The organism is Hydrogenophaga sp. NFH-34 (assembly GCF_021401345.1).
Taxonomy (GTDB): Bacteria; Pseudomonadota; Gammaproteobacteria; order Burkholderiales; family Burkholderiaceae_C; genus Hydrogenophaga; species Hydrogenophaga electricum.
Genome location: NZ_JACBGE010000004.1, coordinates 134,444 through 148,625, shown reverse-complemented (window position 1 = coordinate 148,625; position 14,182 = coordinate 134,444). Strand labels below are relative to the sequence as shown.

13 protein-coding genes and 1 riboswitch are annotated in these 14,182 nt (G+C 68.3%); of the genes, 9 read left to right on the top strand and 4 right to left on the bottom strand.

Translation table 11 applies throughout. From position 1 onward, the window contains the following. Positions 1-9: 9 nt before the first annotated feature. The 4 genes from L0977_RS05410 to L0977_RS05395 form a co-directional block, all read right to left on the bottom strand. Entirely contained in the window at positions 10-1,230 is a 1,221-nt protein-coding gene (locus tag L0977_RS05410; RefSeq protein ID WP_234263799.1) for a hypothetical protein, read from the bottom strand. 2 nt (positions 1,231-1,232) lie between these two features. After that, entirely contained in the window at positions 1,233-2,636 is a 1,404-nt protein-coding gene (locus L0977_RS05405; RefSeq protein WP_234263797.1) for a c-type cytochrome, read from the bottom strand. A 130-nt stretch (positions 2,637-2,766) separates the two neighbouring features. After that, entirely contained in the window at positions 2,767-3,174 is a 408-nt protein-coding gene (locus L0977_RS05400) for a DUF2946 domain-containing protein (protein ID WP_326491049.1), read from the bottom strand. Then, positions 3,167-3,721, bottom strand: a complete 555-nt coding sequence (locus L0977_RS05395) for a GbsR/MarR family transcriptional regulator (protein WP_234263793.1) — start codon at positions 3,719-3,721, stop codon at positions 3,167-3,169. The genes L0977_RS05400 and L0977_RS05395 overlap by 8 nt, the downstream gene beginning before the upstream one ends. A 456-nt stretch (positions 3,722-4,177) precedes the next feature. Here L0977_RS05395 and L0977_RS05390 point away from each other — a divergent pair, with 456 nt between their 5' ends. The 9 genes from L0977_RS05390 (at position 4,178) to L0977_RS05350 (ending at position 14,180) form a co-directional block, all read left to right on the top strand. Then, entirely contained in the window at positions 4,178-4,555 is a 378-nt protein-coding gene (locus L0977_RS05390; RefSeq protein ID WP_234263791.1) for a DUF2946 family protein, read from the top strand. Positions 4,556-4,712: 157 nt separating this feature from the next. Continuing rightward, on the top strand, positions 4,713-6,383 hold the full coding sequence (gene cydD / locus L0977_RS05385; RefSeq protein ID WP_234263789.1) for a thiol reductant ABC exporter subunit CydD: 1,671 nt from the start codon (positions 4,713-4,715) through the stop codon (positions 6,381-6,383). Beyond that, positions 6,380-8,074 carry an amino acid ABC transporter ATP-binding/permease protein gene (locus tag L0977_RS05380; RefSeq protein ID WP_234263787.1) on the top strand — a complete coding sequence of 565 codons (1,695 nt, stop codon included), beginning with the start codon at positions 6,380-6,382 and terminating at the stop codon, positions 8,072-8,074. The genes cydD and L0977_RS05380 overlap by 4 nt, the downstream gene beginning before the upstream one ends. A 48-nt stretch (positions 8,075-8,122) precedes the next feature. Further along, positions 8,123-9,706, top strand: coding sequence for a cytochrome ubiquinol oxidase subunit I (locus tag L0977_RS05375; protein WP_234263785.1), 1,584 nt, complete (start codon positions 8,123-8,125; stop codon positions 9,704-9,706). A gap of 33 nt (positions 9,707-9,739) precedes the next feature. Beyond that, on the top strand, positions 9,740-10,894 hold the full coding sequence (cydB, locus tag L0977_RS05370; RefSeq protein WP_234263783.1) for a cytochrome d ubiquinol oxidase subunit II: 1,155 nt from the start codon (positions 9,740-9,742) through the stop codon (positions 10,892-10,894). 28 nt (positions 10,895-10,922) lie between these two features. After that, a complete protein-coding gene (gene cydX, locus L0977_RS05365; protein WP_234263782.1) occupies positions 10,923-11,042 on the top strand; it encodes a cytochrome bd-I oxidase subunit CydX in 120 nt (39 codons plus the stop codon). A 43-nt stretch (positions 11,043-11,085) separates the two neighbouring features. Next, positions 11,086-11,292, top strand: a riboswitch (cobalamin riboswitch). Positions 11,293-11,453: 161 nt separating this feature from the next. Continuing rightward, positions 11,454-12,233, top strand: a complete 780-nt coding sequence (locus tag L0977_RS05360) for an acyl-CoA thioesterase (protein WP_234263780.1) — start codon at positions 11,454-11,456, stop codon at positions 12,231-12,233. Continuing rightward, entirely contained in the window at positions 12,214-12,711 is a 498-nt protein-coding gene (locus tag L0977_RS05355) for a hypothetical protein (RefSeq protein ID WP_234263778.1), read from the top strand. The genes L0977_RS05360 and L0977_RS05355 overlap by 20 nt, the downstream gene beginning before the upstream one ends. A gap of 152 nt (positions 12,712-12,863) precedes the next feature. After that, positions 12,864-14,180: a GTP cyclohydrolase II gene (locus L0977_RS05350; protein ID WP_234263776.1), complete on the top strand. Its 1,317-nt coding sequence runs from the start codon at positions 12,864-12,866 to the stop codon at positions 14,178-14,180. Positions 14,181-14,182: the final 2 nt, after the last annotated feature.

Here is a 14,182-nt window from a genome sequence, read left to right as displayed (position 1 = left end):
ACTCCTGATTCAGAGAAAGCTGTTGCGGACCCAGATCCAGATGCCGTAGATGAAGAACACGGCGATCCAGAGGCTCAGAATGCCGACGGCGGCGCTGCCGAGTCGGGCGACGCCGGGTTCGGCGTTGTAGATCCCTTGCACGCGGCCCGAGCGGTACAGCAGCGTGAGGTAGAACCCGCCGACGAGCCCCCCCACACCCAGCAGAGTGGCAAAAAACAGCGCGGTGGAGGGCCAGTCGGCATGAACCGTGTAGCTCGTGATGTCGTAGCCGAAAGGGCGCAGCAATTGCACGCGGATCACTTCCCGCCAGACCGCCAACAGGGCCAGTAACCCCCATCCGGCCGACAACGGCGCATAGCCATGGGTGCGTTGGGGAAAGCGGCGGACCCAGACCGCCAGCGCGAGCACGGTTGCCACCAGGAGCCAGCCGATGGGGTGACGAGACAGGCCAGAGCCGATTGGGTGGGCGAATTGCCAAGCTAGCAACGGAATGACCGACAGTACAAACCCCCAACTGGCGATCTGGCGACCGAGGGCAACGGCAAACGAGCGGTAGGCCGGTTCGCGGTCTTCGCGAACGGCAAAGTAGTGGGCATAGGCGATCAGATAGACACCGACTGCGGGCACCGACAGGCTCATGATGAACAGGTAGCGTGGCCACTGGATGGCGTGCAGCGCTGCACCTCGTGTGTCGAGCATGCCGTCGGGCGCATACCACCGCATCCATTCGTCAGGCAGCAGGGCCTGGTAGGAGAGTGCATGCATGATCAGACCGTCGAGGCAGAACAGTCCTAGTGCTACCCAAGCGTACAGACCGATGTGCCGCTTCGCGCCTTCGTGGTTGGCATAGTAGAAGACGAACCAGGCGCAGTACGCGACGATCAACGTAAAGATGAATGCGATGGTCCAGCGCCCTGAGAGCACGTTGGATGCGTACCACTGCGGGTCGTAGATCACCTGTGTGAACAACAAAGGTGCCACCCCCAGCACGATCAGCAACGACACGCCTACCTTGGCCACCTTGGTCATGGCTATGGACAGTCTTTCCCAATTCGGGTTTTCTGCTCGTTTGTGGAAGGCGTAAATCGATAGGCCGGCTGCGCCCAGGGTCAGGTGCACAAAGGCGATATGAAAGACCCAGGTGAAGACCATCAATGCTTGAAACAGCACCGGATGCGCGGGTACCCCAGCGGGGTCACGCATGGTGTTCATGACGATTCCGATATCCATGGTCAGTCCTTTCTGGCGTCCACGACGGAGGTGCGTTGTTCGGCAATAACCGCGTCGATGTCCACGCCCTTGTTCACCGTGGCGATGAAGTGGGCGATGGCCTGAACCTCGGCTTCGGGGAGGTCGATGCGGGGCATGTAGGGCTGGGTGCCGTGCTTGAGCGGGCCGTTCAGGAACGCGGCGATCAGGTCTTCGTCCGTGGCACCATGGAACTTGTCCGGGATGTTGCGCAGCGGGGCGCCGGATTCCAGCGCATGGCAGTTGGCGCAGGCGATCTTCGCCAGCGTGCGTCCCACTTCCAGGCGGTTGCTGTCGGTCACGGTTCGCAGTCGATCGGGGATGAACGGGTGCAGCTTGAGCAGGCCGTTTTCCGCGATCTTGTCTACCTCGCCTTCGATGCCCTTGCCTGGTACGTCGCGTGCGATCACTTGGTTGCCGTAGATGTATTGGCCGGCCACGTACGGCTTGCGCATGGATTCACGCATGCGCTCTTCGGGCCAGACGCCCACCACCGCAATGAAGGCGAACAACGCTACCGCCAGCGAGGTGTGGATGTGGTGCGGTTTCCACCAGGCCAGCAGCAGCCACAGCGTCGACACCACAAAAACCGCGACCATGCCCTGGGCATAGACCGGCAGAAGGTGGGTGTTGAGCATGACGATGGCGTTGTTCGGCAGCGTCTGCAGGTAGTACAGGAACATCATCACCGCGAACAGGCCACCGACAAGTCCCACCGGGGCGATGAAGCGGGCCACGCTGGCGCGCAGCGACGCATCCTGCATACGGCTGGCCACCATGAGGCCCACGACCGCAGCCATCACGAACATGGAGCCCGTGCGCGTGCCCAGGTGCGCGAAGAAGTTGAGGTTGTAGAAGGCGTCGTTGGTCGAGCCAGTGAGGTACCAGTTCTCGTGGCCCGGCCACATCATGAAGGACAGGATGCCGACGATCAGCAGCATCGTGGCCCATGAAGCCAGGGCAAACGACCAGGTCAGCTTCAGGTGCGTCTTGGGATCCACCTTGCCGATCAGGTAGACCAGTGCATAGACGCCGATTACCTCCACGGTGAAGTAGACCCACTCGGCCGCCCAGACCCAGACGAAGTTGTGGATCAGGCCCCCCACGCCGCGTGGGCTGGCCACCGTGATGGCGTACCAGATGCCTGGCCCGGTGATGGAGCCGATGATGTATGAGAAGACCAGGAGGAACATGCCGTACTTCTTGATGAAGCTCATCAGCTCCGGCTTGTTCTCCCGATAGGCTTTGGTTTCCAGCAGCGCAAACAGAAACGATGCGCCGACCGACGTGTGGGACGCCACGACGTGTATCACACCGATGATGCCCATAACCCAGGCCGTACCCACGGCCGGGACGTAGAACGTCGGGTACATGCCAAGCATGTCCATACGTTTCTCCTAAAAATGAAAAGGGCAGGGGCGTGGCCGCGATGGCGCAGCACCCCAGACCGTGGACCCGAATGGTTCACGGACGACGCGAGGCCCATCCCATGTCTGGTGGGACGGCCTCAAGCAGGACTCAGGGAGAAGGTCTGGCGCGGGGCGGTGCCCGTGGGGGATTCGCTTTGCGCTCGAGGCGTTTGAAGCCGGTGGTGTGGCCGCCACCCACGCGAACCCGGTCATTCAACGCGCCGGCCAACGGCAGCAACGCGGCGGCCGACGGCAGGACCGGCGTGTGGTGCTGCAGTATGCAATAACCACAATGCTCGTTGAGTGCTGCCTTGGGGGCTGTGGGCGTGCCGTCGTCGGCGGGTAAGGCGACGCGCAGGACACCCTGATCCGTGCAGATGTCAACCCAGTCGATACCCCGCTGCGCTGCGCGGGCTTGGGAGATGGCCGGAGCCAGGGCGCCCAGGATCATGGCCCACAGAAGCAGCCTAGCTATGCGCCGATGCAGCCGGCGCCCGGTTCGCCAGCTCTCAGGCACGCGGGCCCCGCAACGCCTTCCGGGTGCGCTCCTTCACGACCAGGAATTTCTGGACCTTGCTGCCAAGGCTCATGAGTTGCTGCAGGGATTCCGGCGACAGGCGCTGCAACTCGTCGAACCAGTTGTTGGCCTGTTCGGCAAGCTGGTACATCTCCTGCATGCGTTCCAGAGCGTAGCGGTCCTCGCTGCCAGACGGTTTGCTCAACAGGGCCTGGCGCAACATGCTCAGCGTGGGCTCGACCTCGCGGCGACGGCGCTCCGCGGCCACCGCCTTGAAGATGTCCCACACGCTCCCCAGGGTGGTGTAGTACTCCCGGCGGTCACCGGTCTTGCGTGACAGTGTGACCAGTTGCCAGGCTTCGAGCTCCTTGAGGCCCATGCTCACGTTGGAGCGCGAAATGCCCAGCGTCATCCCGATCTCGTCGGCGTTCAGGGGCGTTTCCGAGACGAAGAGCAGGGCGTAGATCTGCCCCACCGTGCGATTGATGCCCCAGCGACTGCCCATTTCACCGAAGTGAACGACGAAGGCTTCAATGGTCGGGGTCATGCGGTGGGCTTTTGGGATTTTCAGAATTTCCTGAATTTTAGGCAGCCTTTGATGCGGATCAAACAGGCGGTAAGAACCCACGGGCACCAGGCAGGCTGCGGTCTTTGACATCTGTCAAGTGTCTAGACCGCCGCCGGTGCCGAAACGGGCGGTGACCTGCATGGACTACCGAGCCCCGGCGTGCGATGGCGGATGGAGGGGGGCTTGATGCTTGTCAATGCCGGTCGTGTGACTCGGGCGCGACAGCTCGCTGCGTCAAAACCCCAGCCGATGAAGGGGGATGGTCAGTGCCCGTTTCCAGATCCATAATTTCCTCAATTTTCAGAAATTATTGAAAATTCGGATGCCCAATTTTTCCTCTTATTGCTCACAGCGGTTGATGCCCGTCGCCCGGCCCGTTCCCGGACGGCGGGGGCGTGTGTTGTTTCGCGGCGAGGGAGGCATGCTGTGCTGATCATGGGCCGCTATCGCCGCCGGGTAATCCAGCTCACGCTGCTGGCTGTAATCTGGGGGATGGCCATGCCGCTGCTGGCGGCACTGCTGCCGGCCCGCGCCGCCACGGTGTGGGTGGATGTTTGCGAGAGTCCGGGTGTCCGGCAGGTGGCTCTGGACACCCTGGGCCCGGGGGATGCCGGACCCCACCAGTTCGCTACGGACCTCTGCACCTACTGCCGCCTCCAGCAGGACTCGCCCGCCACCGTGCCACCGCCGGCCTTGGCGTGGCGGATGGCCGTCGCTGGCGCCGAGGGGTGTCCGCCGTACAAGGCCGGGCCTGGGCGCACCAAGGTGGTCGCGCTATCCCATCCGAGCCGCGCGCCCCCTCCTGCCAGCTGACCACTCACCCCGCCGCATCCCCCCGGAGTGCGTGTGCGGGCGCGATGGTGCCGGCCCCTTCCCGTTCTTCTCCGCCCCCCTGCGCCTGCTGCCTTTCACAGAAAGCCGTTCTTTGGTCTCCGATCCTCTTCCCCTCCCGCAACCCGAGGCGCCTGCCATGGGGCCGGGTGCTTCTGCCCAGGGTGCTGCCGCTTTGCTGTGGGTACCGCAGGCGGCCTTGCTCGCGCTGGCGGTGCAGCGGCTGGCCGATGGCGGTGCGCTGGATGCCGTGTGGGGGCCGGCGCTGGGCCTGCTGTTGCTGGGGCTGGTGCGTGCCACGCTGGAGGCCTGGGGCGCGCGCCGGGTGTTCGACCAGGCGCGCGATTTTGTCCATGGGCTGCGGGCCGAGGCCGTGCGGGCGCTCGCGAGCCGGTCGCCACTGGACCGGAACCGGCCCGCCTCGGGCCTGGCGGCCAGCGTGCTTGGTGAGCAGGCCGAGGCGGTCGTGACCTGGCTGGTGCGTTTCCAGCCGGCGCGCTGGCGGGTGCGGTGGGTGCCGCTGGTCATCGCGGGGCTGGTGGCCTGGTTCTCGTGGGTGGCGGCGCTGATCCTTGTGCTGGCGATGCCCCTGATCCCGCTGTTCATGGCGATCATCGGCTGGCGCGCCCAGGCCGCGAGCGAAGCGCAGATGGTGGCGCTGGGCCAGATGAACGGGCTGCTGCTCGATCGCCTGCGTGGCCTGTCCACGCTGCGTTCGCTGGGCGCGGTCGACGCGACCGCGCTGCGCCTGCGCGCGGTGGCCGAATCGCTGCGGGTGCGCACCCTGCGCGTGCTGCGCATCGCTTTTCTTTCGTCGGCCTCGCTGGAGCTGTTTTCGGCGCTGGCGGTGGCGCTGGTGGCGGTGTATGTGGGTTTTCATCTGCTCGGCCAGATTCCGGGGGGTGCCTGGGGCGCACGCCTGAGCCTGGGCGAGGGCTTGTTCATCCTGATGCTGGCGCCCGCGTTTTTTGAACCCCTGCGCGATCTGGCTGCCGCCTGGCACGACCGCGCCGCCGGCGAGGCCGCGCTGGCCTCGCTCGCGCAACTGGCGCAGCCCGGCCTGGCCTTGCCCGGCGCTCTGGCGCCGGCCGCCTCAGCGTCCAGCGGTGCGCGCCCGCTGCCTCCCGAGGTGGAGGTGCGCAATGCGACGCTGGCCTATGGCGACGGGGCGGTGGTGTTCCGCGGCGTCAGCCTGCAGGTGCGCGCCGGCGAGCATGTGGCCCTGGTGGGCCCCAGCGGTGCGGGCAAGACCACGTTGCTGGCGGCACTGGCCGGCCTGCTGCCGCTGACGGCGGGCGAGGTGCGCGTCGGTGGTTTGCCGATGACGGACGAACACGCACCTGGCCTGCGCGAGGGCATGGCCTGGATCGGGCAGCGGCCCCACGTGTTTGCCGGCACGGTGCGCGACAACGTGGCCTTGCAGCGCCCCGGTGCCACCCGAGAAACGGTGGCCCAGGCGCTGCGGTTTGCCCATTTGGAGACGGTGGCCGGGGCGACGCCCGAGGGCGGTCTGGGCGAGGGCGGAGCCGGCCTTTCCGGCGGGGAACTCGTGCGGCTGGCGCTGGCGCGCGCGGCCGTGGCGCCCGGCGCCGGCCTGCTGCTGGCCGACGAGCCGACCGCACACCTCGATCCGGAAACCCGCGCCCGGGTGATCGAGGCCCTGCGGCAGCTTGCCCGGGGCCGCACGCTGATCGTCGCCACCCACGACGCCGCGCTGGCCGCGGGCATGGACCGCACCGTGCGGCTGGAAGATCTGGTGGCCGGCGCCGAAGCCCCCGGCGCGGCGGTTCCCGAACGGAGGGTGGCATGAAGGCCTGGAAGGATCTGCAGCCGGTGGCTCGCCTGTTCGGGCAGGCGGCACGGGGCCGTCTGTGGCTCGGGGCCGGGCTGGCCACGCTGACGGTGCTGGCCGGCATCGCCTTGCTGGGGGTCTCGGGCTGGTTCATCACCGCCACCGCGCTGGCCGGCCTGGCCACGGCCAGTGCGCTGGCTTTCAATGTGTTCGTGCCCAGTGCGGCCATCCGGCTGCTGGCCCTGGGGCGCACGGCCGGGCGGTATGCCGAGCGCCTGGTCACCCACGACGCCACGCTGGCCGTGCTGGCCGCGCTGCGCGAACAACTGTTCCGGGGCTGGGCGCAGCCCGAAGCCGCGCGGGCGCTGCTGCGGCAGCCGGCACGGCTGCTGTTCCGCCTGACGGGCGATGTCGATGCGCTTGAAGTTTTCTACCTGCGGTTGCTGGTGCCGGCGCTGGCCGCGTTCGGCGCGGCCCTGCTGGCGGGTGGGGTGCTGGGCAGTCTGGACCTGTGGCTGGGCCTGGCCCTGGCGCTGTGGCTGCTGCTGGCGGGCTGGGGCATCGCTGCGCTGGTGGTGCGCCGGGCGCGGTCTGCCGCCTGGCGCCGCGCGGTGGCCCTGGAGCGGTTGCGCTCGCGCGCCATCGATCTGGTGTCTGGCCAGACCGATCTGGCCATGGCCGGTCGCCTCGCGGCGCAATGCACGGTACTGGACGCGACCGATGCCCGGCTGGCCCGCGCCGACCGCGCGCTGCAGCGGCTCGAAACCCGGGCCGGCTGGGCCTATTCGGTGGCGGGCACCCTGGCTCTGGCGGGGGTGCTGCTGGCGGCCGGCGTGCTGGCCGGGCGTGGCACCCTGAACGCCCCGGCCGCGGCGCTGGCCCTGCTGGTGACGCTGTCGGCGATGGAGCCCTTTGCCGCGCTGCGGCGCGGCGCCATCGAGGCCGGGCGCAGCTGGCTGGCGGCGCGCCGGCTGGCCCCCCGTCTGCAGGCGGGCGAGGGCGCACCGGCCACGCCGGAACCGGTGCCTGCCGACGGTGCGGCACTCGTGGTGCACGAGGCCAGCGCCACCTACCTCGGTGTGCACCAGCCCACGCTGCACCCCTTGAGTCTGCACATCGCGGTGGGCGAGCAGGTGGCGGTGATCGGCCCCAGCGGGGCGGGCAAGTCCACCCTGCTGGCGCTGGCCGCGGCCGAGCTGCGGCCGTCTGCTGGCACGGCGTGCGCGCTGCCCAGCACCTGGCTCACCCAGCGGACCGAACTGTTTCAGGACAGCCTGCGCGACAACCTGCGGCTGGCCGATCCGCAGGCCCACGATGAGCGGCTGTGGGCGGTGCTCGACGCGGCCGGCCTGGCGGCCGACGTGCGGGCGCTGCCCAACGGGCTGGACACGCCGCTGGGCGAAGGCGGGCTGGGGCTGTCGGGTGGGCAGATGCGCCGCCTGGCGCTGGCCCGGCTGCTGCTGCGCCCGACCCCGCTGTGGTTGCTGGACGAACCGACCGAAGGCCTGGACCCACCCATTGCGCGCGACGTGTTGCAGCGGCTGCGGTCCCACGCCCAGGGGCGGACGCTGCTGATCGCCACCCATCTGCGGCGCGAGGCCGCGCTGGCCGACCGCCTGCTGGTGTTCCGGCAGGGCCGTCTGGTCGACGACCTGCGCCGGGGCTCGGCCGGATTTGCCGCTGCCTTGCAGGCCTTGCGGCCCGATTGACTGATTTTTTTGTGTTCTCGATCTGATCCCCTCGAAAGGAAACCTGCCATGGATCTCGACATCGTCGGCCTGTCAAGGCTGCAGTTCGCGATGACTGCGCTCTACCACTTTCTGTTCGTACCGCTCACGCTCGGGCTGTCGATCCTGCTGGCCATCATGGAGACCGTCTACGTGATGACCGGCCGCCCCATCTGGCGGCAGATGACCAAATTCTGGGGCGTGCTGTTCGGCATCAACTTCGCGCTCGGTGTCTCCACAGGCATCGTCATGGAGTTCCAGTTCGGCATGAACTGGAGCTACTACAGCCACTACGTGGGCGACATCTTCGGCGCACCGCTGGCCATCGAAGGGCTGATGGCCTTCTTCCTGGAAGCCACCTTTGTCGGCATGTTCTTCTTCGGCTGGGAGCGCATGTCCAAGGTGGCGCACTGCGTGGTGACCTGGCTGGTCGCGCTGGGCACCAACTTCTCGGCCCTGTGGATCCTGATCGCCAACGGCTGGATGCAGAACCCCGTGGGCGCCAAGCTCAACCCGCAGACCCTGCGCATGGAGGTGGACAGCTTCTACGAGGTGCTGTTCAACCCGGTGGCGCAGGCCAAGTTCGTGCACACGGTGTCGGCCGGCTACACCGTGGCCGCGCTGTTTGTGCTGGGCGTGTCGGCCTGGTACGTGCTCAAGGGCCGGCACACCGAACTGGCCAAGCGCTCGATGACGGTGGCGGCTTCGTTCGGCCTGGCCGCTGCGCTGTCGGTGGTGGTGCTGGGCGATGAAAGCGGTTACGCCACGAGCGAACACCAGAAGATGAAGCTGGCGGCCATCGAAGCCATGTGGAAGACCGAGCCGGCACCGGCTTCGTTCACCGCCATCGGTCTGCCCGACCAGGCCGCGCGCCAGACCCACTACGCGGTGCACATTCCCTGGGTCATGGGCCTCATCGGTACGCGCTCGCTGACCGAAGAGATCACCGGCATCGAAGACCTGGTGACGGCCGCCAAGGGCCGCATCCGCGAAGGCCAGCAGGCCTACGACACGCTGCAGAAGATCCGCGCGCTGGGCGCGGGCGTGCCCATCCCGTCGGACCTGCAACAGGCGTTTGACGCACAAGGGCGTTCGCTGGGCTACGCCCTGCTGCTCAAGCCCTATGTGGACGACCCGCGCCAGGCCACGGAGGCGCAGATCGAGAAGGCGGCCTGGGACACCGTGCCCCAGGTGGCGCCGCTGTTCTGGTCCTTCCGCCTGATGGTCGGCCTGGGGCTGTTCTTCATCGTGCTCACGGCCACGTTCTTCTGGCTGTCGGCGCGCCGCCGCCTGGATGCCCACCCCTGGCTGCTCAAGCTGGCGGTGTGGTCGATTCCCTTGCCCTGGATCGCCGCCGAAGCCGGCTGGATCGTGGCCGAACTGGGCCGCCAGCCCTGGGCGGTGGAAGGTGTTCTGCCCACGGCTGTGGCCGTGTCCGAACTCGGCGCCAGCACCGTGCTGTTCACGCTGCTGGGCTTCGTGGCCATCTACACGGTGCTGATCGTGGTGGAGATGAAGCTCATGCTCAAGGCCATCCGCAAAGGCCCCGAGCCGGACGCCCCGCCGGCTGCCGGCGCCGACGTGCCCCTCATCGGCAAGGTGCACACCGCCTGACCGCCCCACCCACGCTCACTGCGGAGAAATTCCATGATTCTTCATACCCTTCTGGACTACGACGTCCTGCGTGTCATCTGGTGGCTGCTGCTCGGTGTGCTGCTGATCGGCTTTGCCGTCACCGACGGCTTCGACCTCGGGGTCGGTGCGCTGCTGCCCTTCGTCGCCCGCACCGATCTGGAGCGGCGTGTCGTCATCAACACCATCGGCCCGGTGTGGGAAGGCAACCAGGTCTGGCTGGTGCTCGGCGGCGGCGCGATCTTCGCGGCCTGGCCCCACATCTACGCCATGTCTTTCTCGGGCTTCTACCTCGCCATGTTTGCGGCGCTGTTCGCGCTCATCCTGCGGCCGGTGGGCTTCAAGTACCGCAGCAAGCGCGAAAGCGCGACCTGGCGCAGCGCCTGGGACTGGGCGCTGTTCGTCGGCGGCTTCGTGCCGGCGCTGATCTTCGGCGTGGCCATCGGCAACGTGCTGCAGGGCGTGCCGTTCCGCTTCACCGATGACATGCGGATGATCTACGAAGGCACGTTCTTCGGCCTGCTCAACCCGTATGCGGTGCTGTGCGGTCTGGTGTCGGTGGCCATGCTGGTCATGCACGGCGGCGCCTGGCTGACGCTCAAGACCGAAGGCACCGTGGCCGAGCGGGCACGCCGCTTCGCCTCGCTGGCGGCCCTGGGCACCCTGGTGCTGTACGCGCTGGCCGGGTGGCTGCTGTGGGCCTTCGTGGCCGGCTACCAGTTGAGCAGCCCGCACCTGGCCAATGGCCCGTCCAATCCGCTGCTCAAGACCGTGACCGCCGGCGTGGCGGGCGCCTGGTTCAGCAACTACCAGCAGCACCCCTGGACCCTGCTGGCTCCGGCGCTGGGCTTTGCCGGCACGCTGGCGGCGCTGCTGGGCCTGCGCGCGCGCTGGGAAGGCCTCACGGTGGTGTTCAGCGGGCTGGGCATCGCCGGCATCATCCTGAGCGTGGGCGCGTCGATGTTCCCCTTCATCGTGCCTTCGTCGATCGACCTGCGCTCGGCGCTGATGGTCTGGGACGCTTCGTCGAGCCACAAGACCCTGTTCATCATGCTGGTGTGCGCGGTGATCTTCGTGCCGCTGATCCTGGCCTACACGAGCTGGGTGTACCGCGTCATGTGGGGCAAGGTGCGCACCCGCGACATCACCCATGGCGACCACGCCTACTGACCCCACCAGACCCTGAAAGGACATCCTCATGTGGTACTTCGCCTGGATCCTCGGCCTGTTGCTGGCCGCCGCTTTTGCCGTGCTCAACGCCATGTGGTACGAGCTGATGGACGACGAGGCCGCGAAAAAGCGCGCGCCGCAGCGCTGACCGACCCCCGGGGCCGGCCGGCCCGGCGGCACAGAGCGGCCGTATACTGCGCCGGCCCCGCGGTTTCTTGCCCCACCGCAAGAATGAAAAGGGAACGACAGAACGGTTGGTCACCAACCCAGTCTGTGGCTGCCCCCGCAACTGTGATCGGCGAGTCCGCTGCCCTCCACGCCACTGGCTTCGTGCCGGGAAGGCTGGCAGCGGACGACGACCCGAGAGCCAGGAGACCTGCCACGGGGCGGTGTGTGTGTCTGTGCCTGGGCGGGGTGTCCCGGAGCGGGACCGTTCCGCGTGGCAAACCCTTGTCTACCGCTGCCGTGGCGCTCCGTGCTGCGGGCATCCGGGCGGGCTCGCGCGCGGAGGCCGTCTTGCGATCGGTGTGCGCTTCGCCTCCTTCAACGGAGGTCTGTCTTGTCCGAATCTGTCGTTTTCCCGGCGCCCGCATCCGCGGCGGCGCTGCCCACCCCCCTGGTCGTGGTCGACCTGGTGTGGCCCGACCAATCCAACCACCACGGCACGCTGTTCGGCGGTGCGGCGTTGGCCATGCTCGACCGCCTGGCGTTCATCATGGGCAGCAAGGCGCTGCGCGGCGCGGTGGTCACCGCCGCCGTGGGGCGCCTGGACTTCGCGTCGCCCGCGCCGGCCGGTTTTGCGGTCGAATGCCAGGCCCGCGTGCTGCAGCGCGGCCGCCGTTCGGCCACCGTGGAAGCCAGTCTGACGGCCGAAGACCTGCTCAGCGGCGAGCGGGTGCACTGCCTGCGCGGCGAATTCGTGATGGTGCGCCAGGCCGGGACCGAACCGGCCACCGCCATCGCGCCGGAGGCGGCGGACGGTCCGGCCGATGGCGCCTCGCCGGCGGGCTGGGCACGGGTGGCCGAAATCGTGTTCCCGGGCCATGCCAACCACCGTGGCGTGCTGCACGGCGGGCCGGCCATGGCCTGGATGGCCAAGGCCGGGTTCGTTGCGGCCACGCGGCAGGTGCGGCGCAGCGTGGTGATGGCCGCGAGCGAACGCATGGACTTCGTCGCGCCCGCCGTCGTCGGCGATGTGGTCGAGGTCACGGCGCGCGTGACGGGCACCGGCCAGCGTTCGGTGCGGGTGCAGGTCGAGCTCTGGGCCGAGTCGCCGGTCACCGGGGGGCGCCACCGCTGCACATCGGCGGAGCTGGTCTATGTGGCGGTCGACGCTTGAGCTCGTGCCGCTGTCAGCGGAGGACCGCCGCGCGCTGGCGGTGCACCTGCTGGCCCTGGACGCCGACGACCGGTACGCCCGCTTCGGTTGCACGCTGGGCGACGCCGCGCTGCGGAACTGGGTGCGCGACATTTCCTGGCCGGCCCAGCGCTGGTGGGGCTGGCGCCGGCGAACCGGAGCAGGCCTGCTGGCCGCCCTGCAACTGGTGCCCACGGCCGAACCCGGGGCCTGGGAGCTGGCGCTGAGCGTGCAGCGGCCCGTGCGCCGCCTCGGGCTCGGCTCGGCCTTGCTGTCGGCCGCGGTCTGCCGGGCCGACACCGAACTGCACTGCCTGCTGGGCCACCACGGGCATGGGGCACTGGTGGCGATGGGGCGGCGGCTGGGGTATGGCGTGCAGCTGTCCGGACAGCCGCCTCGTGTGCGCCTGCAGGTGGGCACCCGGGGGGCGCCAGGGGAAGCTGAAATGGGGCAGGGCTGAAACGGTCGCTCCGCGCAAGGTGCACCGCATTGGGGCAAATCCGCTGTCGACGTGTGGCATGGTTTTTGTTACGGTTTTGACCAGTTGGTCCAAAAAACCGGCTCATACCGGCACCCCGTGTCCCCCTGCGCCTTTTTCTGAGGAGGCCTTTCATGTCTGAAGACGCCGCTCCCGCCGTGGCCCCGGCCGCGCTGCCGCCATCGGCCCAGTCGCCGCACCCGCGCCACATCCGGCTCACCTCGCATTCGGGCGGCTTCGGCGCCCTGCCCATCCGGTGGGGCGCGGTGACGGCGCGCGAGCGCGGGCCGCTGGTGGGCACCACCACCAACCGCGCGCACCGCAACGTGATCGGCACGCACAGCGGCAGCTACAGCGTCTACCGGGCGCTGGCCGTGGCGGCCGGCGCGCTCAAGCGCGAGCACAAGGCCGACCTGACGAACACCGCGCCGACCGACGTGATCGGGCCCTACCCGCAGTGGGCCGACCCGGGCAAGATCGTCAGCATGGACCCCTGGGGCGCCGAGGTGGCGCGCGAATACGCCACCGAACTGGCGGCGGGCTACGACATCCGCCCCACCATCGCGGTGACCAAGGCGCACGTGATCCTGCCCGAGGTGATCGAGGCGGTGCAGAAAGGGCGCCTCAAGCCCGACGGCAAGCTGCTGCTCGAAGGCGGCGCGGCGCTGGTGACCAAGGTGGCGGTCGAGCCCGTGTGGTACCTGCCCGAGGTCGCCAAACGTTTCGGCTGTTCCGAAACCGATCTGCGCCGCGTGCTGTTCGAAGAAACCGGCGGCATGTACCCCGAACTCGTCACGCGGTCCGACCTGGACGTGTTCCTGCCGCCCATCGGCGGGCAGACCGTCTACATCTTTGGCGACCCGCGCGATCTGGCCAACCCCGAGGTGGAACTGACCGCACGCGTGCACGACGAGTGCAACGGCTCCGACGTGTTCGGCTCCGACATCTGCACCTGCCGGCCCTACCTCACGCACGCCATCGAAGAGTGCATTCTGGGCGCGCAGGCCCAGGAGGCTGGTGGCCGTGGCGGCGTGGGCCTGGTGGCCTATTCGCGCAAGGAAGGCCGGGCGCTGGGCGAGGTGACCAAGTTCCTGGTCTACAACGCGCGCAAGCGCCAGGTCGGCGGCGACACGGCCGACCAGTACTTCGCCCGCACCGAATGCGTGGCCGGCGTGCAGGACATGCGCTTCCAGGAGCTCATGCCCGACGTGCTGCACTGGCTGGGCATCCGCAAGATCCACCGGCTGGTGTCGATGAGCAACATGAAGTACGACGCGATCACCGGCTCGGGCATCGAGGTCGGCGTGCGCGTGAACATCCCGGACGAACTCATCCCGGCCGATGCGCGCGTGGAGATGGACGCCAAGATGGCGGCCGGCTACTTCACCCCCGGCGCCGTGCCCGATGCCGAGGAGCTCAAGAAGGCCAAGGGCCGGGGGCTGGACGCGTGAGC

What these genes read in the sequence shown, in the direction of transcription:
- L0977_RS05395 (WP_234263793.1), bottom strand. Translation starts at nt 3,721, where the DNA reads ATGACCCCGACCATTGAAGCCTTCGTCGTTCACTTCGGTGAAATGGGC.
- L0977_RS05405 (WP_234263797.1), bottom strand. Translation starts at nt 2,636, where the DNA reads ATGGACATGCTTGGCATGTACCCGACGTTCTACGTCCCGGCCGTGGGT.
- cydB (WP_234263783.1), top strand. Translation starts at nt 9,740, where the DNA reads ATGATTCTTCATACCCTTCTGGACTACGACGTCCTGCGTGTCATCTGG.
- L0977_RS05350 (WP_234263776.1), top strand. Translation starts at nt 12,864, where the DNA reads ATGTCTGAAGACGCCGCTCCCGCCGTGGCCCCGGCCGCGCTGCCGCCA.
- L0977_RS05390 (WP_234263791.1), top strand. Translation starts at nt 4,178, where the DNA reads ATGGGCCGCTATCGCCGCCGGGTAATCCAGCTCACGCTGCTGGCTGTA.
- L0977_RS05375 (WP_234263785.1), top strand. Translation starts at nt 8,123, where the DNA reads ATGGATCTCGACATCGTCGGCCTGTCAAGGCTGCAGTTCGCGATGACT.
- L0977_RS05355 (WP_234263778.1), top strand. Translation starts at nt 12,214, where the DNA reads ATGTGGCGGTCGACGCTTGAGCTCGTGCCGCTGTCAGCGGAGGACCGC.
- cydD (WP_234263789.1), top strand. Translation starts at nt 4,713, where the DNA reads ATGGGGCCGGGTGCTTCTGCCCAGGGTGCTGCCGCTTTGCTGTGGGTA.
- L0977_RS05380 (WP_234263787.1), top strand. Translation starts at nt 6,380, where the DNA reads ATGAAGGCCTGGAAGGATCTGCAGCCGGTGGCTCGCCTGTTCGGGCAG.
- L0977_RS05410 (WP_234263799.1), bottom strand. Translation starts at nt 1,230, where the DNA reads ATGGATATCGGAATCGTCATGAACACCATGCGTGACCCCGCTGGGGTA.
- cydX (WP_234263782.1), top strand. Translation starts at nt 10,923, where the DNA reads ATGTGGTACTTCGCCTGGATCCTCGGCCTGTTGCTGGCCGCCGCTTTT.